Below are 24293 nucleotides of genomic sequence, written 5' to 3' on the forward strand. Positions count from 1 at the left end.
TCGGTTACCGGGTGCCGAAGTGGAAGGGAATGGCCAGCGAGGCCGCGACGAGGACGATGCCCAGGGCGAAGAAGAGCGCCGGGGCCGCGAGCGAGAACGAGATGCCGGTGAGCAGCATGCCCCCGACGAACAGGATGAGCGAGACGATGAACATGAGGATCCCTTCGGTCGGTCCAGGCTATCGCGCCGGGTCGGTCGGCTGAGTCGCCGACGATCGTGACGCGGTGGCGGGGCGCGGGGTCTCCCCGAGTGCGGCGTGCACCCAGAGCGTGCTCCCGGCGACGGCCGCCGGCATGACGGCGACGGCCCCGAGCGGCACGAGGAAACACAGCTGGGTGGTCACGCCGAAGCCGAGGGCGCGGGCGCGGTTCTCGCGCAGCACGGCACGCCGGGCCTTCCGGTCGAGGCCGCGCGCCGAGAGCGAGCGCGACGTGAGCTCGTCGGCGAGGAGCCACCCGGTCAGCGAGACGCCGACGATCGCGCCCAGCGCCCCGCCCACGAGTGGGATGAGCCCGACGAGCCAGGCCAGGACGGCGACCAGGATGCCGCGCAGCACGAGCCGCACGCTGTCACCGACTCCGCGCCAGAAGCCGTACTCGCTGTCGGGCACCGCGCCGAGCGCCGAGCGCTCCGTCGCTCGCCAGATGCGGTCGTAGATCGGCTCGCCGACGGTCAGCGTCAGGGCGGTGAACGAGATCGCGACGACGAAGAGGGCGGCGCCGAACGAGGCGGCGCCGATCGCTGCGCGCAACGCATCCGCCCAGAACGGCGCCCACCCGTCGGCGAACGGCGTCCAGTCGTCGACGACGTGGGAGAGCAGGATCGCCCAGCCCACGAGCGCGGCGCCGAGAACGAGTCCGACGACGGCGCCGGGGATGAGGCCGAGCGCCATCGCGCCGGGCGTCCGACGCCACTGACCGAGGCCCCGGGCGAGCAGGGCGGCGCCGGCGAGGAACTCCTTCATGTCGGAAGTCTCGCAGGGTTACGCGTGCGTCGACACGAATTTGACACCGGGTGGCTCGCGGGACAGGATGACTTCACAGCGAACTGATAATCATTATCAGTAACGCGTGCATTCAGGTGGAGAGGACGACATGCCGACGGCATCCCTTTGCCATCCGCACACCGCCGGACACCTGGGTCCCGGGGGACTCCCGCGCTGCGGCTGCGCCCGCCCCCTCTCGAACCCTGTCTCGCTTCCCCGGCCGGCGGTCGACGGACGCGGGTGGTCCCCGCTGCGACGTCAGCACGTCGGATTCGTCCGCGCGCACTTCATCTACTCCGACCGAATGAGCTGCCTCGGAGCCTGACACCCCGGGTCCCGCGGGCGGTCTCCTCGACCGTGCGCCGACGCAGGCATCCGAGTCGCTCCGCACGTCGGCGCGCCCGCACTCTTCCACGTTTCGGAGAACCATTCGTCATGAGCACCACCATCCAGGCGCCTCCCGCCCCCTCGTCTCGATCGGCACAGGCCCCGATCGCGCGCATCGTCCTCGCCCTCGTCGCCGCTCTCGCGTTGACGCTGGGTGTCAGCACGCCCTCGTTCGCCGCCACCGGCGCGCAGACGGGGGAGTGGGACATCCTCGCGACCTCGGCGGCGCAGTCACCGCGCCTGCAGAGCTACAACCACGAGAGCGAGACCTGGGACACGGTCCTGAGCCCCTCGGCCTCGTTCGCTGTCGGCAGTGGCAAGCGCATCGACGGTGACGACGCCACGGCGACCTCGCCCGTCTCGGGCGGCGGCCTCCGCTTCGCCAACACCGCGTCGGTCGCCCGCTCGGCCACGTTCACCATCACCGTCCCCGCAGGTACGGGGCTGGCGATCACCGACGTCTCCAACGGCACGGTCCGTTCGGTGCCGGTGTCGTCGTCGGACCAGACGCTGACGATCTCGACCGGCTCGGTCGCGGCGAACTCGCAGTGGCACCGCCACTACACGTGGGAGTTCAGCGGCAGCGCGAGCTCCGTCGATCTCCCGGTCTCGGTGCGCGTGCGCAACGCGTCGTCGGGGTCGACGGCCTACACCGCGACGGCTACCTACCGCTTCACCTTCTGATCGATCGTGCGGGGGCGGTGACTCGTCACGCCCCCGCACTCCCCTCTGGAAAGATCTCGAATGCCTCGCCCCGTTCGTCCCCGGTTCACCGGCCCCTCCGCCCGACCGCTGGCCGTGCGCGCTCGCTTCGTCTCGGCGATCCTCGCCGCGACGATGATCGCGACCACCGTCACTCCCGCCCATGCGAGCGATGACCCGGTACCCGACGTCGGGGCGGTGGTGGAGACCGCTGATTCGGCATCCACCCCGACGCCGACTCCGGAGGCGACGCCCTCCGTCTCCCCGGCCCCGGAGGCGAGCCCGCGCGTCGAGGCGAACGCGGCGCCGGAGGCCCCCGCTGTCTCGACTTCTCCCGAGTCTTTCTCGGTGGAGGCGACGGATGCCGACGTCGAAACGGCCGCCGAGCCCGGTCCCGTCGTTCTCGACGGCGGCCGGGTCGATCTGGCGTCGCGGATCGTCGACGGCGACCTTCGAGTCGATCTGGAGACGGAGGGGCGAACCCTCGATCCCGCGGGGACGGTCTTCGTCGTCCGCGATGCCGAAGCGTGGCCAGGCGAGGCCGAGGGGCAGGACCCGGCGTTCTGGTCCGAGGTGTCGTCGGAGCGCACGCCGATCTGGAGAACCCCCACCCCGTCGACGCCCGGCACCGGACCGTCCCTCGTGGTGAATGCGAGCGGGGTCGACCCTGCCGCTCTCCTCGTCCCCACGAACACCGTCGAAGCGACCGTCCGCTCGTGGCTCGTCAGCGCATCGGATCCGGCCACGACGGGTCTGCTCGGCGACGGGACGTACGACCTCGGCACGTCGCAGCGCTCGGGGCGCAGCATCCCCGTCGCTCAGACGTACCCGCAGCCCGAGAGCGCCTTCGGACCGGCTCAGCTCCCGATCGCCGCCGCATTCGCCGCGGAGGGCACCTCCTGCGTCACGATCGGCACGCACGCCCAGCTCGCCGACGGGACCTTCGTCAACCACGACGTCACGCTCACCTTCGCCGTCGGCGCCGTCGACATCGCCACGGTGAGTCCCTGCGCACAGCCCGCTGCGATCCCTCCGCAGGAACCGCAACCCCGGCCCTCGACCGCGACGGGCGTCACCGTGGTGTCGTCGGGAACGGCGCTGCTGGCCACGACCCTGCACGAGGGTTCCCTCTCACTCGACGCCGTCGTCGAGGACCGCGGACGCACCACGTCGTACGACCCGTCTCGCGTGGTGTTCTCGCTGCCCCACCGCGACACGCGCTGGCCGGCGACCGGGTACCGGGCGACGCAGCAGGACATCTGGGCGCGCCACCTCGCCCCGGAGGAACGGGCCTACCGGACGCTCGGGCGCTTCATCGCGCCGGGCACCGCGCCGTCGGAGCGCGATGAGTGGAGCAACGATCTCACGCTCGACCTCGAGGCACGCTTCGTCGACGGCGCGTCGCTGGCGCCCGACTCCGGGGTCGACTACTCCTTCCTCGGAGCGACCAGCACCGCGCAGACCGGTCGGTTCTTCGCCTACTGGCAATCGGGCCCCCTCGTGCCGTCGCCGGATGCCATCGGCTTCTGGAGCACGCGCGCGCCCCAGGAGGCCGTCCCCCAGTGGCGTGCGGTCTCCAGCGCAGACGCCCCGTTCTACGCCCGAGACAAGCAGGACGCCGGCCTGGAAGCTCTCGGCACCGCCTTCACCGAGCCAGGGGTGTACTGCGTCACGCTGGAGTCGTCGACGACGCTCGTCGACGGCGCCCCGGTGTCGGACCGGGCGACCTTCACGTTCGCCGTCGGCGTCGACGCGGCGGCCGTGAAGCCGTGCGCGCAGGACAGCGGCGCCGCCACCATCGTCCGGGAGGGCGACGTGCGCGTCGCTGCGCGAGTGACGGACGGCGATCTGGTGCAGGAACTCGTCGCGGGAGACACCGTGCTCGACCCCGCCCGGACGGTGTTCGCCCTTCCCACGAGCGAGCAGCGCCCGGACTCCGCCGACGGTCAGGGCTCCGCCTTCTGGGACGAGGTCGCGCCGCAGGGCGGCGCCATCTGGCGATCGCGGACGCCGGAGAACGCCGGAAACGCCCTCTCCTTCGCCCTCGACACCAGCGGCATCCCGTCGACCGCTCTGTACGCCCCCGAATGGGCTCCTGAGCAGGCCATGCTCCGCACCTGGCTCGGATCGGTGCTCGGCTCACGGGGCGGGCTCCTGACGGACGGTGCCACCGACGCCGGTACGAGCAGTCGTGCCGGTGATGCGGCCCCGCGCCTGCGCACACGGGTCGGCGAGGGGACCGAGCCGCGGCCCCTCTCGGTGGCGTTCGGGGAGGCGGGCCGCGCCTGCGTCACGCTCGACAACCACGCGCAGCTCGCCGACGGCACCTTCGTCAACCACGACCTCACGCTGACCTTCGCGGTGGGGGTGGATCCCGAGACGGTGGAGCCGTGCGCGCAGCCCGCCGCGATCGCGCCGCAGGCTCCGCATCCGATCACCTCGACGGCGACGGGGACCACCGTGCTCGACTCGGGCACGGTGCTGGTGGCGCCCACCCTGGCCGACGGCGCGCTCACCCTGAACGCCGTGACCATGGATCGCGGCCGCACCACCGCTTACGACCCCGCGCGCGTCGTGCTGTCGGTGCCGAACAGGGACGCGCAGTGGCCCGCCGACGGCGGCACCGCGAACGACAAGGAGATCTGGGAGCGATACCTCCCCGAGGGGAGCACGGCCTACCGCACCTCGGGCCGGTTCGTCCCGGACGACCGTCGCCTCGATGACGAGCACGCGAACGATCTCATCGTCGACCTGGACGCGCGTTTCGTCTCGGCGGACGGCCTCCGCGTGGTGCCGGACGAGGGTGCGACCGTCGCTTTCGACTTCGGCGGCACGACGAACGCCTCGGGGCGGTTCTTCACCTACCGGCAGGACTACTGGCGGCACCTCGACGGACCCGAGAACATCGGATTCTGGGACAGCGCCCCCGGGGCGGAGCGGATGACGATCGCGCGCGCCGCCGCGACGACCGAGGAATGGGGCGAGCCGTTCTACAACCGCGCCGAGGAGTACGCAGGAGCGGGAGCCCTGGGCACCGTCTTCACCGAAGCGGGCGTGTACTGCGTGAGCGTGCGCTCTTCGGCGACCCGCGTCGACGGCGTCGCCATCGAGGACCGCGCGACCTTCACCTTCGCCGTCGGCGTGGACGCGTCGGCCGTGACACCGTGCGCCCAGGACGACCCGAACGGCCCCGACGACCCGGACGGCCCTGACGACCCGGACGGCCCCGGCACGCTCGACCCCTCGGTCGCGTGGCTGCAGAAGGGGCACACCGACCTCGCCGTCCGCGAGAACGGGCGAGGCGGCATCGAGTTCGCCACCGGCGACGGGCACACCGACGTCGGCATGCACGGCTTGAAGGACACGGTGTGGGTCGGGCGCGGCGAGTACGCGCGATTCACCGTGCGTGAGCCGGACGCCGGCGACGACAGGACGTTCATCGGGCCTCCCGGTACGACGTACTACGGCTTCTCCGCCGGCAGTCAGTACGTCGACTACACGCTCTGGCCGGGCCTGAGCACGCTGTATCTACCCGTGGGATTCACCCAGCGTCACATCACCTGGTCGCTGCAGAAGGTCTCCGGCCCCGGGGAAGCGTACGCATGGTCGAACAGTGTGTTCATGCTCGATTCGCGCCGCTCGACCCCCGTCCCCTTCTCCCTGGGGCGCACGCACCGGCACCTCAACTGGGCGTTCACCGAGCCCGGCGTGTACTGCCTCGCCGTCCGCGCCGACCTCCGCGCCACCGCCGACGAGAGCCGTGACGTCTCCGCGGCCTCCCTGCTGACGGTGGCCGTGGGCGACATCGATCTGTCGACGGTGCAGCCGTGCGAGCGCACGACCGCGATCCCGGATGCACCGTCACCCGGGGGCGTGGCTCTCTCGACCGCGCCCGCCGTGGTCGACGGCGAGACTCTCGCGCCCTCCCTCGAACTGCGTCGTGTGAACGGCGTGCCCGACGTCGTGGCGTCGACGGAGGAGAAGAACACCCCGCGCACGATCTTCTTCGACCCGGAGCGGACGATCTACGCGGCGTCGGCGGCCGCCGAGACGTACCGGATGCAAGACCGCTGGCGCACGCTCGAGAGGGATGCCGGAGGCAGTGACGTCACCCTGACCCTCGGGGACGTGAAGGGTCCGGGTTCCTACTCGCGCCGCGGTAACAGTACCGACTCTCAGGCGGTGCAGCTGGACTCCGGCTCGACGCCCGCGAGAACGACGGAGACCCTGTGGCCGAACTCCACCTTCCCGGCCACACACGTCTTCTCGGCGGCCGGGGTGTACTGCGTGCCATTGACGTGGTCGGGCACCCTCGCTGACGGCACCGCCTTCCGCGTGACCAAGACGTTGACCTTCGCCGCCGGTGTCGACACCGCGGGCATCACCTCCTGCGCGGACGGGGGAGGCGGCACCGACCCCGTCGATCCCGACCCCGAGACGCCCGACGTGGAGTGGGACGTGCCCAATCACACGCGCACCGAGTCCGGTGCCACCATCGTGGCCGCCGGTCACATCGACGTCGCGGCGCGCCTGGACGGCGATCGGCTGGTCACGGTGATCGCCGACGCGAGCGACGCCGCGCAGGAGGAGACGCTGCGGGCACCGTCCGACACCGTGCTGCAGGTGCGCCCCGAGGCGCAGAGCACCGTTCCCGCCGATGCGGCGTACGCGTTCCTCGGCGCGGCGGGTGCGAAGACCTGGCTCCTGCCCGAGACGGAGGCCGAAGGCATCCTGTGGCCGGGGTGGTCCACCGAGGCGATTCCGACGACGGCGACGACCGGCGGGGTGACGTGGTCTCTCGATCGAGCAGAAGGACCGGGGGAGTTCGCGCTGTACCAGACGCCGTTCGCCGGACCGCGGGTCTTCTTCAACACTCGTGACGGCATCGACGCGGCCGACACGTTCGAGATCCCGAAGAACATCCACGCGCACGGCACCTGGGCGTTCAGCGCGGAGGGCACGTACTGCCTCGGCTTCACGCGCGCGGCGACACTCGCCTCGGGCCAGGCAGTGAGCGACACGTTCACCCTCGCGTTCGCGGTCGGTGCCGTCGCGGTGAAGAAGGTCGACCCCACGGGCTGCTTCCAGACGCCCGACGGTGCGCCCACCGACCCCGACACCGCTCCGGTTCCGCTCGACGACCTGACGGATGCCGCCCGCGGCGGTGTGCAGGTGCTGAACGCCGACACGGGGATCACCGCGGGCCAGCTGGTCACGGTGCAGGTCGACCGGGCCCGCGCGGGCCAGTGGGTCTCGCTGTGGCTCGACCACACCGCATGGCTCGGCTGGGCGCGCATCGGCTCGTCCGGCGCGGTGCAGGTGCGCCTGCCCGCCGACACCGCGATCGGAGCGCACCGGCTTGTCGTGAAGGACCGGTCGGGTGCACTCTCCGGGTGGGACGACCTGCAGATCGTCGCCCCCGCTGTTCCCGAGAATCCGGTCGAGCCCCAGCCCGAGGTCCCCGGGGCGTGGGACGTACCGAACGGCACCGTCAACCGTGCGGGTGCGGTCGTGCTCAACGACGGACACGTCGACATCGCCTCGCTCGTGCAGGACGGCACGCTCGTCACGCGTATCAAGGACTCGGCATCCGTCACCGAACCCGTCTACCGCGACGTCTCGCGCACCGTGCTGCAGCTCAAGCCCGGCTCGCGTGCGAGCGTGCCCGACGGTGATGCGTGGCGCTTCCTCGGCGACCCCGGTTCGTCGTTCTCCCAGGTGACGCAGACGCAGCAGAGCGGACTCGTCTGGCCGGGCTGGTCGACCGAGGGCATCCCGCTGTCGGCGACGACCGGCGGCGTGACGTGGTCGCTGGTCGACGTCTCGGGACCCGGACGGTTCGCCCTGTACGAGACCGGTGCCTTCGGGCAGCCGTCGGTGCTGTTCACCACGCACGACGGCATCTCGGCCGCCGATCGCGTGACGATCCCGAAGAACACGCACGCGCACGGCTCGTGGGCGTTCAGCGCCGAGGGCAACTACTGCCTCTCGATGCAGCGGACCGCACAGCTGAGCGACGGGCGGGTGTCGAGCGACACGTTCGTGCTGGCCGTCGCCGTCGGCACGGCCGACGTGATGTCGGTGGACCCCGCGCGGTGCGGACAGGCCGTGGACACCGGCAAGATCGAGGTCCCGACGCCGCCGCGCGAGGACTCCCGCGCCGCGACGCCCGCGGTGCAGCAGCTCGCCGCCGCGGCGTGCGTCGCCGGCGCGACGATCGTCTCGTCGGGTCACGTCGACTACGCCTCGCGCATCGTCGACGGGTCGCTGCAGTCGCTCGTCGGCGACGACTCCACCGGCGCCAAGGTGTATCGGGAGCCCTCGAGCACGGTGCTCTGGCTGAAGCCCTCGGCGCGGGTCACCCTGCCGACCGGTTTCGGTCAGGTCGGGGCGGCCGGATCCACCGTGTGGCAGGTGCCGCAGACGCAGAACCCCGACCTGGTCTGGCTCGGCTGGAACACCGAAGCGCTCAACGCCGGCAACACGGCGGGACCGGTGCGGTGGACGATCGACGGCATCGACGGGCCGGGACGCGTGAGCGTATACCTCTCCGGTGCCTTCGGCGGCGTCCAGCAGACCATCTTCTCGGGCGGCGGGTCGTACGACATCCCGCTCGGTGTCCACGCGCACGCGAACTGGGCCTTCAGTGCGGAGGGGGTCTACCGCATCACCTCGACGCAGACCGTGACGCTCGCCGACGGCCGTGTTTCGCGTGATCGCGAGACCCTCACGATCGTCGTGGGCGACGTGGATGCGCGGACCGCCGTCGCCGGCGGAGCGGGGTGCGCGGTCGCCGCCGCGCTCGTCAGCCCCGACCAGGCCGCGGTGGCGGCGGTGCAAGCAGCGGTGGAGGCCGCGGACGCCGCTCGACGGGTGCTTCCCGGGCAGGGCTCGGATGTCGAGGAGGGTGTCGACGCGCTCACCGCGCTGGCATCCGGAGACCCCGTTCCGCTGCTGCTGGTGATCCTCGGCGGGTTGCTGGCGGTCGGTGCGGCCGGGTCTGGTGTGCTGTGGTGGCGTTCGAGGCGGCGCCCGGGCGGGCCGGCCTCGTGAGGCGGGGCGGCGCGGCCGCCGCGTTCGTCGCCTGCGCGCTCGCGTTGGGCGGCTGCGCGGGGCCGCCCTCGCTCCCCGCCGACGGCGAGCGTTTGCGCGTGGTCACCACGACCGGCATCCTGCGGGATCTCGTGCACAACGTCGGCGGCGACCGCGTGGACGTGGTCTCGCTCGTGCCCGACCGCGCCGACCCACACGCGTACGAGCCGACGCTGCGCGATGCCCGCAACGTCGTCTACGCCGACGTGGCCTTCTCCAACTACGCGATGCTCGAGGAGCAGTCGGTCATCAAGACCCTGGATGCCAATCTGCGCAGCGACGCGGTGAGCGTCTCGCTCGCCGAGGAGTCGGTGAAGTACGCGGCCGAGATCATCCCGCTCGTCGAGGACGTGTCGCTCGACACCGTGTGGCTCGGACTTCGGGCACAGGGGCGGGGGGTCGCGTACGGGGCGACCCGCACGTCGGAGGTGCAGTTGTCGGCGGTCGCGGCCACCGGGCCGGGCTCGATCGTGGCGTACCTCACCGGGTCGTTCGGCGACACCGATCGCTACATCGACTCGTCCGACGGGTTCGACCCCGCGGACGGGTACCGCGACGACACGGTGACCCTTCCCGCCGATGCGCACACGCACCTGTCGTGGGCGTTCACCGAACCCGGCACCTACACGCTGACGCTCCGCGCGCGGTTGCAGGTCGACGACACCGCGCGCCCCGTCGACCTCGGCGAGGCGACCTACGTCTTCGCGGTCGGTATCGACCCGCGGGAGGCTGCGACCGAGGCCGGGCTCACCGATCCCGTCGTGCTCGACAGGGGGCACGCCGATCTCACGGTCGACGTGGATGCGGCCCGCCTCGGCGTGCGATACGACCCGAGCGGCGGCGGAGACCACACGCAGCGAACCCTTGCCGCCGACGGTGTGATCGTCGAGGTGCCCGCCAAAGCGCGCACGGAGATTCCCGCGGGGGAGGAGTTCCGCTTCCTCGGGCGCGCGGGTCAGCCCGTGTACCAGCTCGCGCAAGCCGTCCTCGGCAAGCACGTGCACGGCGAGATCGACCCGCACCTCTGGCAGGACGTGCGCAACGCGATCGCCTACGTGCAGCTGATCCGTGACACCCTCATCGGCGCCGACCCCGCCCACGCGCGGGACTACACCGAGAACGCGCGACGGTACCTCGGGGAGCTGGATGCCGTGGATGCCGAGGTGCGCGCGAGCTACGCGAGCATCCCGCCCGGTGACCGGTATCTGGTGACCACGCACGACGCGTTCGGCTATCTCGCGCATGCGTACGGGCTCGAGATCGCCGGTTTCGTCACCCCGAACCCCGCGGTCGAGCCCTCGCTCGCCGACCGCCGCCGGCTCGCCGACACGATCCGGAACCTCCACGTGCCCGCGGTCTTCCTCGAGCCGAACCTCGCCGCACGCTCGTCGACGCTCACCGACGTCGCCGACGACCTCGGCATCCGGGTCTGCCCCATTTACGGAGACGCCTTCTCCGACACCGTGACCACCTACCTACAGCTCGTGCGTGCCAACGCCGACAGCGTGCGCTCGTGCTTGTCCCCCTCCGTGGAAGGAACCCCATGATCCCGTCCCTGCGCACGCGCGCGTGGGCCGCCGTCGGTGTCGCGGCGGCGCTGCTCGTCTCAGGCCCCGTCGTCGCGGCATCCGCTCTTCCCGGTCTGCCCGCGGCGACCGGTGAGGACCCGAACCTCGACCAGACGCTCGGCGAGCTGGCGATCGTCCACGGCGAGCGCGTGCTGGAGGCGGGCCACCTCGACATGGGCCCGAAGTACGACGCCGACGGCACCTGGCGCTTATCTCATCCACGATGACGTCGCCAAGGCCGATGCAGGCGCCACGAGCGTCTGGCGCTACCCGGACGAGACCGTGCTCCACGTGCGCGACGAGGGCAAGCTCGTCGTGCCCGACGACGCCGCGTACTCCTTCGTGGGCGCGGAGCCGGGGAGCGAGGTGTGGGTCGCGCCCCAGACGCAGGATCCCGACGTCGTCTGGATCGGGTGGAACACCCAGGATCCGGCGGTGATGCAGACCGTCGACCGCGGGGTCACACTGTCGCTGCGGGCCGTCGAAGGGCCGGGCATCATGACGACCTACCTGCAGTCGGGCTCGTTCGGTGCCCCACAGGTGCTCTGGGACTCCCGCATCGCCGAGGCGCAGCCGGTGTGGGTCGATGTGAACACCCACACGCACGCCAACTGGGTGTTCACCGCCCCGGGGGTCTACCTCGTCGAGCTCACCGCCGAAGCCGACCTGATCGACGGCTCGCACGTATCGGACACGCAGCGTCTGCGGTTCGCCGTCGGCACCTCCACCTCGCCCGACGAGGCGTTCGCGGCGACGTGGACGGAGGGGGCGGACGCCGAGTCCGCTGCCCCCGTGAGCGTTGCGACCGCGCCGCCGAGCCCCGACTCGCCCCTCGTGCCGATCCTCGTCACGGCGATCGTCGTCGTGGCGGTGGGAATCGCCGGTGGGGCGATCGCCGTCTCGGTGCGCTCCGCGCGCGCCAAGCGAGCCGTCCTCCAGCGAGGGGCGGCGGGAACGGATGCCGAGAGGGAGGCGTCGGTGTGACGGCGCTCGAAGTGAGAGGGGTCTGCGTCGACCTGGGGGGCCGGCGCGTGCTGCAGGACGTCGACCTCGTCGTGGAGCGTGGAGAGCTCGTCGGCCTCCTCGGGCCGAACGGCGCGGGCAAGACGACGTTGCTGCGCACGGTGCTCGGGCTCCAGCCGACAGTCGCGGGCCGGGTCCTCGTCGAGGGGCGGGTGACTCGCCCGGGCCGCGCGGCCATCGGCTACGTGCCCCAGCGGCACGAGTTCGCCTGGGACTTCCCGATCTCGGTCGCCGATGTCGTGATGACGGGCCTGACCGGACGGCTGGGGCTGCTGCGCCGACCCGGTCGCCGGGAGTGGGAGGCCGTGGCCGAAGCCCTCGAGCGGGTGCGGATGTCCGAGCTTGCCGAGCGCCCCGTCGGGCAGCTGTCGGGCGGTCAGCGCCAGCGCGTCCTGGTCGCACGAGCTCTGGCCCTGAAGCCCGCCGTCCTCCTGCTCGACGAGCCCTTCACGGGTCTCGACATGCCGACCCAGGGTCTGCTCGCGGCGCTCTTCGCCGATCTCGCGCACGAAGGGCACGCCGTGCTCATGACCACGCACGATCTGCTCGGCGCGATCGACGGCGCCGATCGCCTCGCGTTGCTCAACCGCACGATCGTCGCGGCCGGAACGCCCGCGCATCTCGCGCGAGACACACGGGCGTGGCGCGAGGCTTTCGGTGTCGGACCGGACTCCGCGCTCGTCCGCATGGTGCGGAGCGTCGCATGAGCCCCGTCGATTTCGTCGTGGATCTGCTCAACCCCGATCTCGCGTTCCTCCCGAAGGCCCTGGCGGTGGCGGTGATGTCGTCGATCGTGTGCGGCATCGTCGGCACCTACGTGGTGCTGCGCGGAATGGCTTTCATCGGCGACGCGGTCGCGCACGCGGTGTTCCCGGGACTCGCCGTCGCCTTCGTCGTGTCGGGCAACCTCGTGCTGGGCGGGACGATCGCCGGCGTCCTCACCGCGGTCGTCGTGGCCGTGTTCGCCCAGAACCGTCGGCTCAAAGAGGACTCGATCATCGGGATCTTCTTCGTCGCCGCCTTCGCGCTCGGCATCGTGGTCATCTCGCAGGCGCCAGGGTACGCGGGATCGCTCCAGCAGTTCCTCTTCGGCTCGATCACCGGCATCCCCGACGAGGACCTTCCCGTCATCGCCGTGGCGTCCGTCGTCGTCCTCGCCGCGGTGCTCCTGCTGAACAAGGAGCTCGTCACGGTGAGCCTGGACCGAGAATCTGCCCGGGCGCTCGGCCTGCGGGTGTTCTGGCTCGACCTGGCGCTCTACGTGCTGGTGACCCTCGCCGTCGTCATCAGCGTCCAGACCATCGGCAACATCCTCGTGCTGGCGCTGTTGGTCACCCCGGCCGCCACCGCGCGGCTGCTCACCGACCGCCTCGGCGTCATGATGCTGCTCGCGCCGGCCATCGGAGCGGGCGCCGCGCTCATCGGGCTGTACCTCTCGTGGTCGTGGGCCCTGCCCACCGGGGGAACGATCGTCCTCGTGCTGACCGCGGTGTTCCTCGGGGCCTGGACGCTGTCTCCGCGCCAGGGGGTGATCGGCCGTGTCCTCGCTCGGCGCCGGCCGACGCCCTCGTCTCGCGACCGTCTTTCGCGCGGAACGGTCGCTTCGCCACGAGCGGACGCTGCCCCTCTCGCGCCCGAACTCGCCCCGGAAGGACGACCATGACCGATCCCGAACCGCTGCTCCCACCCGTATCGCGTTCACGCCTGTGGCCCGTTGTGACCATCGTCCTCGCGCTGCTCGCCGTCGGCATCCTCACCGTCGGCGTCGGAGCGCTGGCCGTGACCCCTCCAGTCCGGCAGGGCGCCGTCTCGGCTCCAGCCGCTTCGGCGGAACCCGACCCGGGGACCTCGTTCGCGCCCACTCCCGGGCCCACCGTGGCCGTGACCCGAACGGACGGCGCGGTCGCGGCACGAACGCCCGTGTCGGAGCTCGCCGACCCCGAGTGGATCGACCGGGTCTCGGCATCCACCGGCATCCCCGCCCGGGCGCTCGCCGCCTACGCGGGCGCCGTCCTCGACGTCTCACGCACCCATCCCGGCTGCGGGATCGGCTGGAACACGGTCGCGGCGATGGGCCTCGTCGAGAGCGAGCACGGCAGCATGAACGGCGCCCACCTCGCGGCCGACGGCACGGTGTCGCCCGCCATCATCGGCATCCCTCTCGATGGGAACGGCACCGAGATCGTGCGCGACACGGATCGTGGAGCGATCGACGGAGACGCCGAGTGGGATCGCGCCGTGGGGCCGCTGCAGTTCATTCCCTCCACGTGGGCGCAGGTCGGGCGCGACGGCAACCGCGACGGGGTCGTCGACGTCAACCAGATCGACGACGCCGCCCTCTCGACCGCCGGGCACCTGTGCGACGTGGGCGGCGATCTCACCGTCGCGCAGAACTGGATCGCCGCTGTCCACGCGTACAACCCGTCGATCGAGTACAACAACCGCGTGGCCGCCGCCGCCGAGCAGTACGCGGCGGCACGCTGAGGCACACCGCGGCGGTGTCGGAGCCGGGTGCCACAATGCCCTCATGCGCCTGCGGACCACCTCGACGCAGCGGACGTACCGGTACGTGCGGCTGTCGCTCATCGGTGCGACGGTGCTGCTCGCCGTCGCGGTCGCGATCGACAGCGTCACGGGCGGTGTGCCGGCATCCCTCAGCGCGTCGTACTACACCTCGGCCGGGCCCGCGTTCGTCGGGAGTCTGATGGCGGTCGCGCTCGCGTTGGTCGCGCTGTCGGGTCGCAGCGTCGAGCAGGGGCTGCTCGACGTCGCGGCGGTGCTCGCGCTCGTGATCGCGGCGGTACCGACCACGGTCGTGGGACCGCCGTGTCCGGGCGCGGCCGTGTGTGTGCCTCCTTCGGTCGTCGCCTCGATCACCACCACGGGCGGGGCCGTCGCCGTCGTCGTGGTCCTGGGCGTGATGACGGCCGTCGTGCTCGCGCGAGTTCACGGCTCCGCCGGGCGCGGGACGATCGTCACGATCGTCGCGGTCAGCGTCGTGACGTTCGCGTTCGTCGGGTGGGCGGTTCTGTCGTTCGCCTCCTTCCTCGCGGCGGCGCACAACGTCGCGGCGATCGGATTCTTCCTCCTGATCGCTCTCGGTGCGCCGCCGTGGATCCTGGTCGGCGAGGCGCTCGCCGTGGGGTTCTTCGCCCTCTTCTGGGTCGTGCAGACGATAGAGCTGTGGAACGAGCCCGATCCCGCGCTGCGGGCGTGAGGGGCGCTCGTCACCCCGTCGCGGGCCAGCCGGGAATATCCCGTGCAGCATCCCGTTGAAGTTGATACGGATTCGCTCAAGTAGCAAACTTGAGTGATATCGACTCACGTATCTCAGGAGACGGAATTGCCCGAAGACTTCACCCCCGGCGCCGGGGACGACGGCGCCCAGTCGTTCGACGAGTTCCTCGCGCGCTACCTCGCGGGCGAGCAGGCGCGTGCGCAACGATCGATCGACCTCAGCCGGTTCCTCAGCGCCCGCACGCAGGACGCCCTGCATGAGGCCGGCCGGTTCGCGCTGGGCCGCGGTCAGCGCGAGCTCGACGCCCTGCACGTGCTGCACGTTCTCGTCGGGCGCTCGCCCGCGAAGGATGCCGTGTCGCGCCTCGGGGCCGACCCCGCCGCGATCGCACGCGCCGCCGAGAGCCGCCTTCCCGCCGCGGCGGCCCCCGCCCACGTGGACGGTGCCGTCGTCGCCGGATCGGTGCAGCGCGCGCTCTTCCACGCTTTCCAGGTGGCCCGTGCGGCGGGGTCCACGTACGTCGACCCCGACCACCTCTTCTTCGCTCTCGTGCTCGCGCAGGACGCCCCCGCCGGGCAGATCCTCGCGCAGGCGGGAGTCACCGCCGAAGCACTGACGCAGGGCGTGCGCGAGACGGTCGTGGGCGGTGACGCTGCGTCGGCGCCGAGCGAGTCGGCATCCACCACCCCGAACCTCGACCGCTTCGGCACCGACCTCACCGCGCGCGCCGCCGCGGGCGAGCTCGACCCGGTGATCGGGCGTGCCGACGAGATCGAGCAGACCATCGAGATCCTCAGCCGTCGCACGAAGAACAACCCCGTGCTCATCGGCGAGGCCGGCGTCGGCAAGACCGCCGTCGTCGAGGGGCTGGCCCGGGCGATCGTCGCGGGCGAGGTTCCCGAGCAGCTGCGGGGCACCCGCGTGGTCTCCATCGACCTCGCCGCCATGCTCGCCGGCGCGAGGTACCGCGGCGACTTCGAGGAACGCCTCACTCAGACGATGGATGAGATCTCGGCATCCGAGAAGCTCGTCGTCTTCATCGACGAGGTGCACACCCTCGTCGGTGCGGGCGGATCGGGCGACGGATCGATGGACGCCGGCAACATCCTCAAGCCCCGCCTCGCGCGCGGCGACGTGCACCTGATCGGCGCGACGACCCTGCGCGAGTACCGCACGATCGAGAAGGATCCGGCTCTCGAACGCCGGCTCCAGCCGGTGCGCGTGGGCGAGCCCTCGATCCCGGATGCCGTGGAGATCCTGCGCGGACTCCGCCCCGCGTACGAGGAGCACCACGCCGTGACCTACACCGACGACGCCCTGCGTGCTGCGGTGGAGCTCAGCGACCGCTACCTCTCGGAGCGTGTTCTGCCCGACAAGGCGATCGACCTCATCGACCAGGCCGGAGCGCGTCTGCGTCTGCGCCTGGGCGTGTCCGTCGACACCTCCGCGCTGATCGAGCGGCTCGCAACTCTCGAGGCCGACAAGAACGCCGCCGTCTCGGCCGAGCACTATGAGGAGGCCTCGCGACTGCGCGACGAGATCTCCGCGGTGCAGGCCCGCCTCGACGAAGCGACCCGGACTCCCCACGTGGCCGCGGTCGTCGACGAGCCCGAGATCGCCGCAGTGATCAGCCGGGCCACGGGCATCCCCGTCGCGCGCCTGACCGCCACCGAGCGAGGACGCCTCGCCGACCTCGAGACCGAGCTGCACGCCCGGGTCATCGGACAGGATGATGCGGTCGCCGCCGTGGCCAAGGCCGTGCGCCGCAACCGCACGGGGATGGGAGACGAGAACCGTCCGGTCGGGTCGTTCCTGTTCCTCGGACCCACGGGTGTCGGCAAGACCGAGCTCGCGAAAGCCCTCGCCGGGTCGTTGTTCGACGACGACTCCGCGGTGATCCGCTTCGACATGAGCGAGTTCGGCGAGCGGCACACGGTGTCGCGCCTGATCGGTGCCCCTCCCGGATACGTCGGCTACGACGAGGCCGGCCAGCTCACCGAGCGCGTACGTCGCAACCCGTATGCGGTCGTGCTCTTCGACGAGATCGAGAAGGCCCACCCCGACGTGTTCACGTTGCTGCTGCAGGTGCTCGACGACGGTCGCCTCACCGACGGTCAGGGCCGCACGGTCGACTTCCGCAACGCCGTGATCGTCATGACGTCGAACCTGGGCGCCGAGGTGCTGGCATCCCGCTCGGGGGCCATCGGCTTCACCACGACCGGGCGCGACTTCGCCGACGACGACCTGCGCGACCGCGTGATGGGCAAGCTCCGCGAAGCCATGCGGCCGGAGTTCCTCAACCGCATCGACGACATCGTGCTGTTCCGCAAGCTCGAGAAGGAGCAGCTGCGCGAGATCGTCCGGCTGCTGCTGGGTGCCTCCGCGCGGCGGTTGGCCTCGCGGGACGTGGCGTTCCACGTCACCGACGCGGCCGTCGACCGGCTCGCCGAGGTCGGGTACGAGCCCGAGTACGGTGCGCGCCCGCTGCGCCGCGTCATCCAGCGCGAGGTCGACGACCGCATCGCCGATCTGTTCGTCTCGGGCGAGCTGGGCGACGGGGGCCGGGTGCACGTGGATGCCGACCGCTCGGGCTTCGTCGTGAGCGCGGCCGGGGAGGCGCTCGCCGCCTGACCGGTTGGGAGGCCTCTGACGGGTCCTCTGAACGCCCCCGGTGCTTCGGCGCCGGGGGCGTTCGGCATGCTGCGGGGCGGAGTCGGGACGCGGCGACGGATGCCCGTGGGACCGGGGCGGGTCCGTGGAGCCGCGGGCCACGGCGCGGTGCGCCGTGGGACGGGGTGGACCGCGGATGCCGTGGGGCCGGGCAGGGCCGTCCCGCGGAGTCGGTGGTCGACACGCCGGGGTGGTCGGCGCGGCGGCGGCGTGTCGTCGTCGATCTCCGCTGGACGGACCGCAGATGCCGCGGAGCCGGGCGTCGGGTGCCGCCACCCCCTGCCGCGATGTCGGAGGGTGGGGGCAGAGTAGGTGTCATGAGTCGTATCGGCACGATCTTCAGCCCCTACCCCCACCCTCCCGAGCAGCTGCGCGACGCCGCCCGGGCCGCCGAAGACGCCGGTGTCGAAGAGTTGTGGCTGTGGGAGGACTGCTTCCGCTCCTCGGCCTGGGCGGCGGCAGCCGCCGCGCTCGCCGTCACCGACCACCTGCGCATCGGGGTCGGTATCGCGCCGCTGCCGCTGCGCAACGTCGCCGCGTCGGCGATGGAGGTGGCGACGATCGAGCGCATGTTCCCCGGTCGGTTGCTGCCGGGCTTCGGCCACGGCGTGCAGGACTGGATGCGACAGGTCGGTGCCAAGTCCGCGTCGCCGCTGACGCTCATGCACGAGCAGCTGCCGGCGCTTCGCGCCCTGCTCGCGGGCGAGACCGTCAGCGCCGAGGGCCGGTACGTCAAGCTTCGCGATGTCGCTCTCGACTGGCCGCCCGCCCAGGCCCCGCTCGTGTACGCCGCGGCAGAAGGGCCGAAGACGCTGACTCTCGCGGGGGCGGTCGCCGACGGCGTGATCCTCGACAGCCGGCACACGGTCGCCGAGATCGCGACCGCGGTGGATGCCGTGCAGGCCGGTCGTGCCGAGGCGGGCCGCGCCGGACGTGCCGACGTGGTCGCCTACGTCCTCACCGCCTTCGGCCCCGGCGCCGTGGAGCGCGCGACGGCTGCGCTCGGCGACCGCGAAGACGCTGTCGACCGCGTGCTCGCGGGATCGGTGTCCGAGGTCGCCGAGGGGGTGGCGCGATTCCAGGCGGCGGGCGTCGACGACGTCGTTCTGCTGCCGACCGACGACGTCGATCTCGCGGCCTTCATCTCGGCGGTGGGCCAGGTGACCGTTGCCGTGCCCGCCGCGGGAGGCGTGTCATGACGCGCGGAGCGGTCTCGCTCGGCCTGGCGGGCTCGCTCGGACCCGACGCCATCGCCGAGGTCGCGCCCGCCGTCGAGCGAGCGGGTTTCCGGACGCTCTGGGTCAATGACACCCCCGACGGCGACGCGCTCGCGGGTCTTGCCGCCGCCGCCCGCGTCACGGAACGCCTGCAGCTGGCGACGGGTGTCGTGCCCGTCGACCGCCGACCCGCCGCGGATATCGCGGACGACGTGCGCTCGCTGGCTCTTCCGCTCGACCGACTCACGCTGGGTATCGGCTCGGGCATGGCCAAAGAGGGCGCTCTGGCTCGCGTACGCGACGCCATCGACGTGCTCCACTCCGCCGGCATCCCGCGCGTCCTGGTCGGAGCGCTCGGTCCCCGTATGCGCCGAACGGGCGCCGAGCGCGCCGAGGGCGTGCTGCTGAATTGGGTGCCGCCGACCGAGGTGCGTGAGCAAGCATCCGCCCTGCGCGCCACCGCCCCCGACACCTCGGTGGCGGTGTACGTGCGGACGGCGATCGTCTCGGCCGCGCGGGAACGCCTCGACGCCGAGACCGCGCGCTACGCCTCGTTCCCCAACTACGCGGCGAACTTCGCCCGGATGGGAGTGGATGCCGCGGACACGACGATCCGCGACGTGACCGAACTGGGTGACGCGCTCGAGGCGTACACCGCGGCGGCCGACGAGGTGGTGCTGCGCGCGATCGTGCCGGAGGACACCGTGGCGGCCTACGTCGACTTCGCCTGGCGCACGGCGCCGTCGCCGACGTGAGCAGGGCGCCTGGCTGAGGGGCGCCGTCGCCGACGTGAGCAGGGCGCCTGGCTCAGGGGCTCCTTCGACGACCGGACTCAGCGCACCAAGCGCACCGTGGTCGGGATGGGACCGAACGACGACTCGGCACCATCCGGTCGGAAGCCGTTGCGCCGATAGAACGCGTGCGCCCGAGGATTGTCGGCGGCGACCCAGAGCTGCGCCGGTCGATCGTCGAGCACCGCATCGAGCAGGGCCTGACCGGCGCCCGTTCCGTGCGCGTGAGCGACGACATAGAGCATCGCGAGCTCCTCCGGGCGGGCCGCGTCAGGGCCTGACGTGGGTCGGGCGGCCGCGAAGCCGACGATCTCGCCATCGATGGTCGCGACCATCGTCGTGAAGGTCCCCGCGTCGAGGTCGTCGGCCCACATCCGGATACGGCGGTCGACGGCGAACCATTCGCTCGTTTCCGGGTCGTCGACGAACCGTCCGTAGGTCTCGCGCCACGACGTCGCGTGCACCGTCGCGATCGCCACCGCATCCGCGGGCTCCGCTTCGCGAACCTCCCGCTTCGTGTCGTCGGCTCTCCCCATGCCGGGAGCCTAGCGAGTGGCATCCGACCCTCGCCGCCGGCCCGGATGGCAGACTGACCGGATGCCACGACGTCGAGGTCTCACCGTCCGCTTCCTCGCGCGGGGAGTGCTGGCCGCGCTGCTCGTTGCGGCCGGGGTCAGCCACCTGACGTGGGGGCGCCGGGGCTATCGGATCGTGGTGCCCGACTGGGCAACGCGCCTCTTGCGGACCGACAAGGACGCGATCGTCGTGGCATCCGGTGCGGTGGAGCTCCTCCTCGGCGCGGCCCTCATCGCGTTCCCCCGCGAGCGTGGGCGCATCGGTGCTGCTGTCGCCGCGTTCTTCGTCGCCGTCTTCCCGGGAAACGTGCACCAGTGGCGCACCGGCCGGCCCGCGCCAGGCCTGGCCACCGACCGCGCGCGTTTCGTCCGGCTGTTCCTGCAGGTGCCGCTCATCGCCTGGGCGTGGTGGGCGACGCGGGCACGCTGATCCGCCGGGCGGGCCGGGCTCCGGTGAAAGCCGCCCGCCATCCCATCGCCCGTCGCCGAGCGACCGCGTGCGACATCGTCCTTCCGGAGCGCGGCACGCCCCGGCTCACGCCGCCTCCCCGAGCCCCAGGATGCCGTTCTCGAACGCCGCGCGCGCCAGCACCTTGTAGCCGTGCTCGGGGAAGAACACCGTCAGTCGGTCGTCCTCGATGCCCATGACGGTGCCCGTTCCGAACTCGCCGTGCTCGACGGTGGCGTCGATGCGGATGCCGTCGGCGTCGGCGGTTGCCGGCTCCTCCTCGGCTGCGGTGACAGCGCTCGCGTCGGCTGGGGCGACAGCGCTCGCGTCGCAGCGATCGCATGCGCCGCAGCGCTCGGCGGCCTCGACGCCGAAGTACTCCAGCAGCGCGCGCCGCCGGCAGTGGGCAGTCTCGGCGTAGCCCCGCATGATCGCGATGCGGGAGGCGCGGATGCGCTCCTCGGCTTCGTCACGTTCGCGTACGGCGCTCACCGCGTCTCCCGCCGACGCCGTCGACATCGCCGACACGCCGTCGGGACCCGAAATGGCCAACCCGCACGCGATGAGCTGGTTGAGAACCCGGCCGATCGCGCGCGTCGAGCGCTCGGCCTCCTCGGCGATGTCCTTCGCGCGCATCGGTCTCTTCGACCGTCGAAGCGCGTCCCACACCCCGGCGATGTCGCCCTTCTTGCTGTGCCCGCCGGCGAAGAACGACCGCAGCGAGAAGTCCTCGGCGCGGTAGTGCAGGATCGCCCGCGCCGGCTGACCGTCGCGCGCAGCCCGGCCGATCTCCTGCGCATACGCGTCGAGCGACTCGGTCACGTCGGCGTGCACGACGAGGCGCACGTCGCTCTTGTCGACGCCCATCCCAAAGGCCGAGGTCGCGACGACGACGTCGAGCTCGCCCGCGCTCCAGGCGGTGTGCACCTCGTCGCGCCGCTTCTGCGCCATCGCCCCGTGGTAGGCCGCCGCGCGCAGACCCAGTTCGGTGAGCTCCTCCGCATACGCGTCGGTTTCCTTGCGCGTCGCCACGTACAGCAGCGCCGGGCCACCGGCATCCTGAACATCCGCCACGACCGCGCGCCGCTTGCCCGCGTCGTCTTCGTGACGGCGCACGCTCATGTGGATCTCGGGGCGATCCATGCCGCGCACTTCGAGGTGCGGGTCGCGCATTCCCAGGCTCGCCGTGATGTCGTCGCGGACGGGGGCGGATGCCGTGGCCGTCAGCGCGAGGACGGGCGGGTGCCCGAGGGCCTCGACGGCGTCGCCGATACGGGCGTAGTCGGGCCGGAAGTCATGCCCCCAAGCGGAGACGCAGTGGGCTTCGTCAACGACCATCAAGCGCACGTCGGCCTTCACGAGGCGATCGAAGACCTCGGGGTTGGCGAGCTGTTCGGGAGCGAGAAAGGCGTACACGGCATCGTCGCTCTCGATGGCGGCCCACGCGTTCTTGCGCGCAGCGGCGCTCGTGCGCGAGTTCAGCGCCACGGCGGCGGGTGCGTCGGGTGCGGCATCGATGGAGTCGATCTGGTCGCGCTGCAGCGCCAGCAACGGTGACAGCACGACGGTGACCCCGCCCAACTCGCACCCCGCGATCTGGTAGACGGCCGACTTGCCCGCGCCCGTGGGGAACACCACGAGGGTGTCGCGCCCGCCGACGACAGCGTCGATCGCCTCTGCCTGGCCGGGCAGCAGGTCGTCCCAGCCGAAGACCTCACGGGCCGTGCGCGCGGACTGTGCGAGAGTGGCGGGAGCGTTCACGAGACCTCATTCCTGGGGGACGAACCCAGCACATCGCGAACCTCCGACATCGGATCGGGGGTTGCGGGCGGCGGGGCGAGCGGGTACTCGCCCGGGAAAGCGAAGATGCGAGGCCCGCCCGCGTGGTTCCGCCCGACGGACGGGGCGTCCCGGGCGCAAGCCGATGCCACGCGCACCCCCTCGGCGCAAGCGGCGCATCGATGTCGGAGGGGGATGCCAGGATGCCGACATGCTCTTCGGCGATATCGATGCGGCCCTCACGACGGTGACGGGCACACGCTCGCGCCTGGCCAAGGTCGAGACCCTTGCGGCGGTGTTGCGCGCTCTCGATCCCGACGAGATCGAGCCGGCGGTGGGACTGCTCACGGCGGCTCCCCGGCAGGGACGCCTGGGCGTCGGGTGGCGCACGCTGTCGACGCGCGGAGGAGCTCACGCGCCCACGTCGTCGCTGACGATCAGTGAGGTCGACGAGGCCTTCGCCCGGCTGGTGAAGACCGGGGGAGCGGGGTCGGTCTCGGTCCGCACCGCTCTGCTCGACGACCTCGCCGCGCGGGCGACGGCGACCGAGTGGCAGCTGCTCGTACGCATCATGACCGGAGAGCTGCGCACCGGCGCGCTCGAGGGCGTGCTCGTGGATGCCGTCGCCCGGGCGAGCGAGCGCGACGGCGCCCTCGTGCGCCGGGCCGCCATGCTGTCGGGCGATCTCGGCGAGACTGCCCGCATCGCGCTCACCGGGGCCGCCGAAGAGCTCGCTGCCGTCGGACTCGTCGTCGGCCGCGGGGTGCAGCCGATGCTCGCCTCGACCGCGAAGACCGTCGCCGAGGCCCTCGAGGCGGCGGGGCGGGCGTCGGTCGAATACAAGCTCGACGGCGCCCGCATACAGGTGCACCGGCACGGCGACGAGGTGCGCGTGTTCACTCGAACCCTCGCCGACGTCACCCACCGCGTGCCCGAGATCGTCGACGTGGCCCTGTCGCTGCCCGTCGACGACGTGATCCTCGACGGCGAGACGCTCTCGCTCGACGACGACGGCGCTCCGCGCCCTTTCCAAGACACCATGGCGCGCTTCGGAGCCGAGACCGCGCAGGCCATCGCCCTGCGCCCCTGGTTCTTCGACATCCTGCACGTCGACGGGCGAGACCTGATCGATGAGCCTTTGCGCGCCCGCCTCGACGAGCTGCAGCGCGCGGCGGGGGAGTACCGCATCCCGGCCCAGCTGACCGACGACGTCGAGGTCGCCGAGGCGTTCGCTCGCGCGGCGCTCGACGCCGGGCACGAGGGCGTCATGGTGAAGGGGCTCGACGCGGCGTACTCTGCCGGGCGCCGCGGGAAGAGTTGGCTCAAGGTCAAGCCCGTCCACACGTTCGATCTCGTCGTGCTCGGCGTCGAGCGCGGATCCGGACGACGCGCGCGGTGGTTCTCGAACCTGCACCTGGGTGCGCGCGACCCGGCCGGTCTGTTCGGCGACCCCGGCGGCTTCGTCATGGTCGGCAAGACGTTCAAGGGACTCACCGACGATGTGCTGCGCTGGCAGACCGCGCACTTTGCCGAGCGTGCGACGGGCGAGGTTCCGGGCGGCATCCGCGTCGCCCCCGACACCGTCGTCGAGATCGCGATCGACGGCGTCCAGCGCTCGGTGCGCTACCCGGGCGGTGTCGCGCTGCGGTTCGCCCGGGTCAAGGGTTACCGCCCCGACAAGAGGGTCGGCGACGCCGACACGATCGACACGTTGCGCGCGATGCTGCCGGCCGGCGCCGATGCTGGCGCCCCGAGTGACGACGGCGACACGGCATCGTGACCGCGCGCAGCGCCCGTATGCCCTCATCCACGGTGATT

18 protein-coding genes are annotated in these 24293 nt (G+C 71.9%); 14 read left to right on the plus strand and 4 right to left on the minus strand.

The features are described from left to right. Positions 1–4 precede the first annotated feature (4 nt). On the minus strand, positions 5–154 hold the full coding sequence (locus tag QE412_RS00690) for a hypothetical protein (protein WP_307478878.1): 150 nt from the start codon (positions 152–154) through the stop codon (positions 5–7). A gap of 24 nt (positions 155–178) precedes the next feature. After that, on the minus strand, positions 179–964 hold the full coding sequence (locus QE412_RS00695) for an EI24 domain-containing protein (protein ID WP_307478880.1): 786 nt from the start codon (positions 962–964) through the stop codon (positions 179–181). Positions 965–1420: 456 nt separating this feature from the next. On the opposite strand from QE412_RS00695, the gene QE412_RS00700 reads away from it, so the two are divergent. The 12 genes from QE412_RS00700 (at position 1421) to QE412_RS00755 (ending at position 19637) form a co-directional block, all read left to right on the plus strand. Then, positions 1421–2056: a hypothetical protein gene (locus tag QE412_RS00700; protein ID WP_307478882.1), complete on the plus strand. Its 636-nt coding sequence runs from the start codon at positions 1421–1423 to the stop codon at positions 2054–2056. Positions 2057–2116: 60 nt separating this feature from the next. After that, positions 2117–9127: a TIGR03773 family transporter-associated surface protein gene (locus QE412_RS00705; RefSeq protein WP_307478883.1), complete on the plus strand. Its 7011-nt coding sequence runs from the start codon at positions 2117–2119 to the stop codon at positions 9125–9127. A gap of 98 nt (positions 9128–9225) precedes the next feature. Continuing rightward, positions 9226–10713 (plus strand): anchored repeat ABC transporter, substrate-binding protein, encoded by a 1488-nt coding sequence (locus QE412_RS00710; protein ID WP_307478885.1) that lies wholly within the window; start codon positions 9226–9228, stop codon positions 10711–10713. Then, positions 10710–10961 carry a hypothetical protein gene (locus tag QE412_RS00715; RefSeq protein ID WP_307478888.1) on the plus strand — a complete coding sequence of 84 codons (252 nt, stop codon included), beginning with the start codon at positions 10710–10712 and terminating at the stop codon, positions 10959–10961. The genes QE412_RS00710 and QE412_RS00715 overlap by 4 nt, the downstream gene beginning before the upstream one ends. A gap of 55 nt (positions 10962–11016) precedes the next feature. Next, the gene (locus QE412_RS00720) at positions 11017–11718 is read left to right on the plus strand and encodes a choice-of-anchor M domain-containing protein (RefSeq protein WP_307478891.1); all 702 of its coding nucleotides are present in this window, start codon (positions 11017–11019) and stop codon (positions 11716–11718) included. Further along, a complete protein-coding gene (locus QE412_RS00725; protein ID WP_307478894.1) occupies positions 11715–12464 on the plus strand; it encodes an anchored repeat-type ABC transporter ATP-binding subunit in 750 nt (249 codons plus the stop codon). Before QE412_RS00720 ends, QE412_RS00725 begins: the two co-directional genes overlap by 4 nt. Continuing rightward, the gene (locus QE412_RS00730) at positions 12461–13420 is read left to right on the plus strand and encodes an anchored repeat-type ABC transporter permease subunit (protein ID WP_307478896.1); all 960 of its coding nucleotides are present in this window, start codon (positions 12461–12463) and stop codon (positions 13418–13420) included. The genes QE412_RS00725 and QE412_RS00730 overlap by 4 nt, the downstream gene beginning before the upstream one ends. After that, positions 13417–14241, plus strand: a complete 825-nt coding sequence (locus QE412_RS00735; protein WP_307478899.1) for a lytic transglycosylase domain-containing protein — start codon at positions 13417–13419, stop codon at positions 14239–14241. The genes QE412_RS00730 and QE412_RS00735 overlap by 4 nt, the downstream gene beginning before the upstream one ends. A 43-nt stretch (positions 14242–14284) precedes the next feature. Next, positions 14285–14974 carry a hypothetical protein gene (locus QE412_RS00740; RefSeq protein ID WP_307478901.1) on the plus strand — a complete coding sequence of 230 codons (690 nt, stop codon included), beginning with the start codon at positions 14285–14287 and terminating at the stop codon, positions 14972–14974. A 126-nt stretch (positions 14975–15100) separates the two neighbouring features. Then, positions 15101–17626: an ATP-dependent Clp protease ATP-binding subunit gene (locus tag QE412_RS00745; RefSeq protein WP_307478904.1), complete on the plus strand. Its 2526-nt coding sequence runs from the start codon at positions 15101–15103 to the stop codon at positions 17624–17626. 356 nt (positions 17627–17982) lie between these two features. After that, entirely contained in the window at positions 17983–18864 is an 882-nt protein-coding gene (locus QE412_RS00750) for an LLM class flavin-dependent oxidoreductase (RefSeq protein WP_307478907.1), read from the plus strand. Further along, entirely contained in the window at positions 18861–19637 is a 777-nt protein-coding gene (locus tag QE412_RS00755) for an LLM class flavin-dependent oxidoreductase (protein WP_307478910.1), read from the plus strand. Before QE412_RS00750 ends, QE412_RS00755 begins: the two co-directional genes overlap by 4 nt. Positions 19638–19714: 77 nt before the next feature. Here the strand turns inward: QE412_RS00755 and QE412_RS00760 are convergent, their stop codons facing one another. Next, on the minus strand, positions 19715–20209 hold the full coding sequence (locus tag QE412_RS00760) for a GNAT family N-acetyltransferase (RefSeq protein ID WP_307478912.1): 495 nt from the start codon (positions 20207–20209) through the stop codon (positions 19715–19717). 61 nt (positions 20210–20270) lie between these two features. Here QE412_RS00760 and QE412_RS00765 point away from each other — a divergent pair, with 61 nt between their 5' ends. Next, positions 20271–20678 (plus strand): DoxX family protein, encoded by a 408-nt coding sequence (locus QE412_RS00765; protein WP_307478914.1) that lies wholly within the window; start codon positions 20271–20273, stop codon positions 20676–20678. A gap of 105 nt (positions 20679–20783) precedes the next feature. Here the strand turns inward: QE412_RS00765 and QE412_RS00770 are convergent, their stop codons facing one another. Continuing rightward, positions 20784–22457 (minus strand): RecQ family ATP-dependent DNA helicase, encoded by a 1674-nt coding sequence (locus tag QE412_RS00770; RefSeq protein ID WP_307478917.1) that lies wholly within the window; start codon positions 22455–22457, stop codon positions 20784–20786. A 229-nt stretch (positions 22458–22686) separates the two neighbouring features. Here QE412_RS00770 and QE412_RS00775 point away from each other — a divergent pair, with 229 nt between their 5' ends. Next, positions 22687–24255 carry an ATP-dependent DNA ligase gene (locus QE412_RS00775; protein ID WP_307478920.1) on the plus strand — a complete coding sequence of 523 codons (1569 nt, stop codon included), beginning with the start codon at positions 22687–22689 and terminating at the stop codon, positions 24253–24255. Positions 24256–24293: the final 38 nt, after the last annotated feature.

The sequence above is a fragment of the Microbacterium trichothecenolyticum genome (assembly GCF_030818955.1).
Classification (GTDB): Bacteria; Actinomycetota; Actinomycetes; order Actinomycetales; family Microbacteriaceae; genus Microbacterium; species Microbacterium trichothecenolyticum_B.

Bases quoted from the DNA above. Each gene is read 5' to 3' on its own strand.
- QE412_RS00705 (WP_307478883.1), top strand. From the start codon at position 2,117: ATGCCTCGCCCCGTTCGTCCCCGGTTCACCGGCCCCTCCGCCCGACCG.
- QE412_RS00775 (WP_307478920.1), top strand. From the start codon at position 22,687: ATGCTCTTCGGCGATATCGATGCGGCCCTCACGACGGTGACGGGCACA.
- QE412_RS00715 (WP_307478888.1), top strand. From the start codon at position 10,710: ATGATCCCGTCCCTGCGCACGCGCGCGTGGGCCGCCGTCGGTGTCGCG.
- QE412_RS00740 (WP_307478901.1), top strand. From the start codon at position 14,285: ATGCGCCTGCGGACCACCTCGACGCAGCGGACGTACCGGTACGTGCGG.
- QE412_RS00755 (WP_307478910.1), top strand. From the start codon at position 18,861: ATGACGCGCGGAGCGGTCTCGCTCGGCCTGGCGGGCTCGCTCGGACCC.
- QE412_RS00765 (WP_307478914.1), top strand. From the start codon at position 20,271: ATGCCACGACGTCGAGGTCTCACCGTCCGCTTCCTCGCGCGGGGAGTG.
- QE412_RS00750 (WP_307478907.1), top strand. From the start codon at position 17,983: ATGAGTCGTATCGGCACGATCTTCAGCCCCTACCCCCACCCTCCCGAG.
- QE412_RS00760 (WP_307478912.1), bottom strand. From the start codon at position 20,209: ATGGGGAGAGCCGACGACACGAAGCGGGAGGTTCGCGAAGCGGAGCCC.
- QE412_RS00690 (WP_307478878.1), bottom strand. From the start codon at position 154: ATGTTCATCGTCTCGCTCATCCTGTTCGTCGGGGGCATGCTGCTCACC.
- QE412_RS00695 (WP_307478880.1), bottom strand. From the start codon at position 964: ATGAAGGAGTTCCTCGCCGGCGCCGCCCTGCTCGCCCGGGGCCTCGGT.
- QE412_RS00730 (WP_307478896.1), top strand. From the start codon at position 12,461: ATGAGCCCCGTCGATTTCGTCGTGGATCTGCTCAACCCCGATCTCGCG.
- QE412_RS00700 (WP_307478882.1), top strand. From the start codon at position 1,421: ATGAGCACCACCATCCAGGCGCCTCCCGCCCCCTCGTCTCGATCGGCA.
- QE412_RS00735 (WP_307478899.1), top strand. From the start codon at position 13,417: ATGACCGATCCCGAACCGCTGCTCCCACCCGTATCGCGTTCACGCCTG.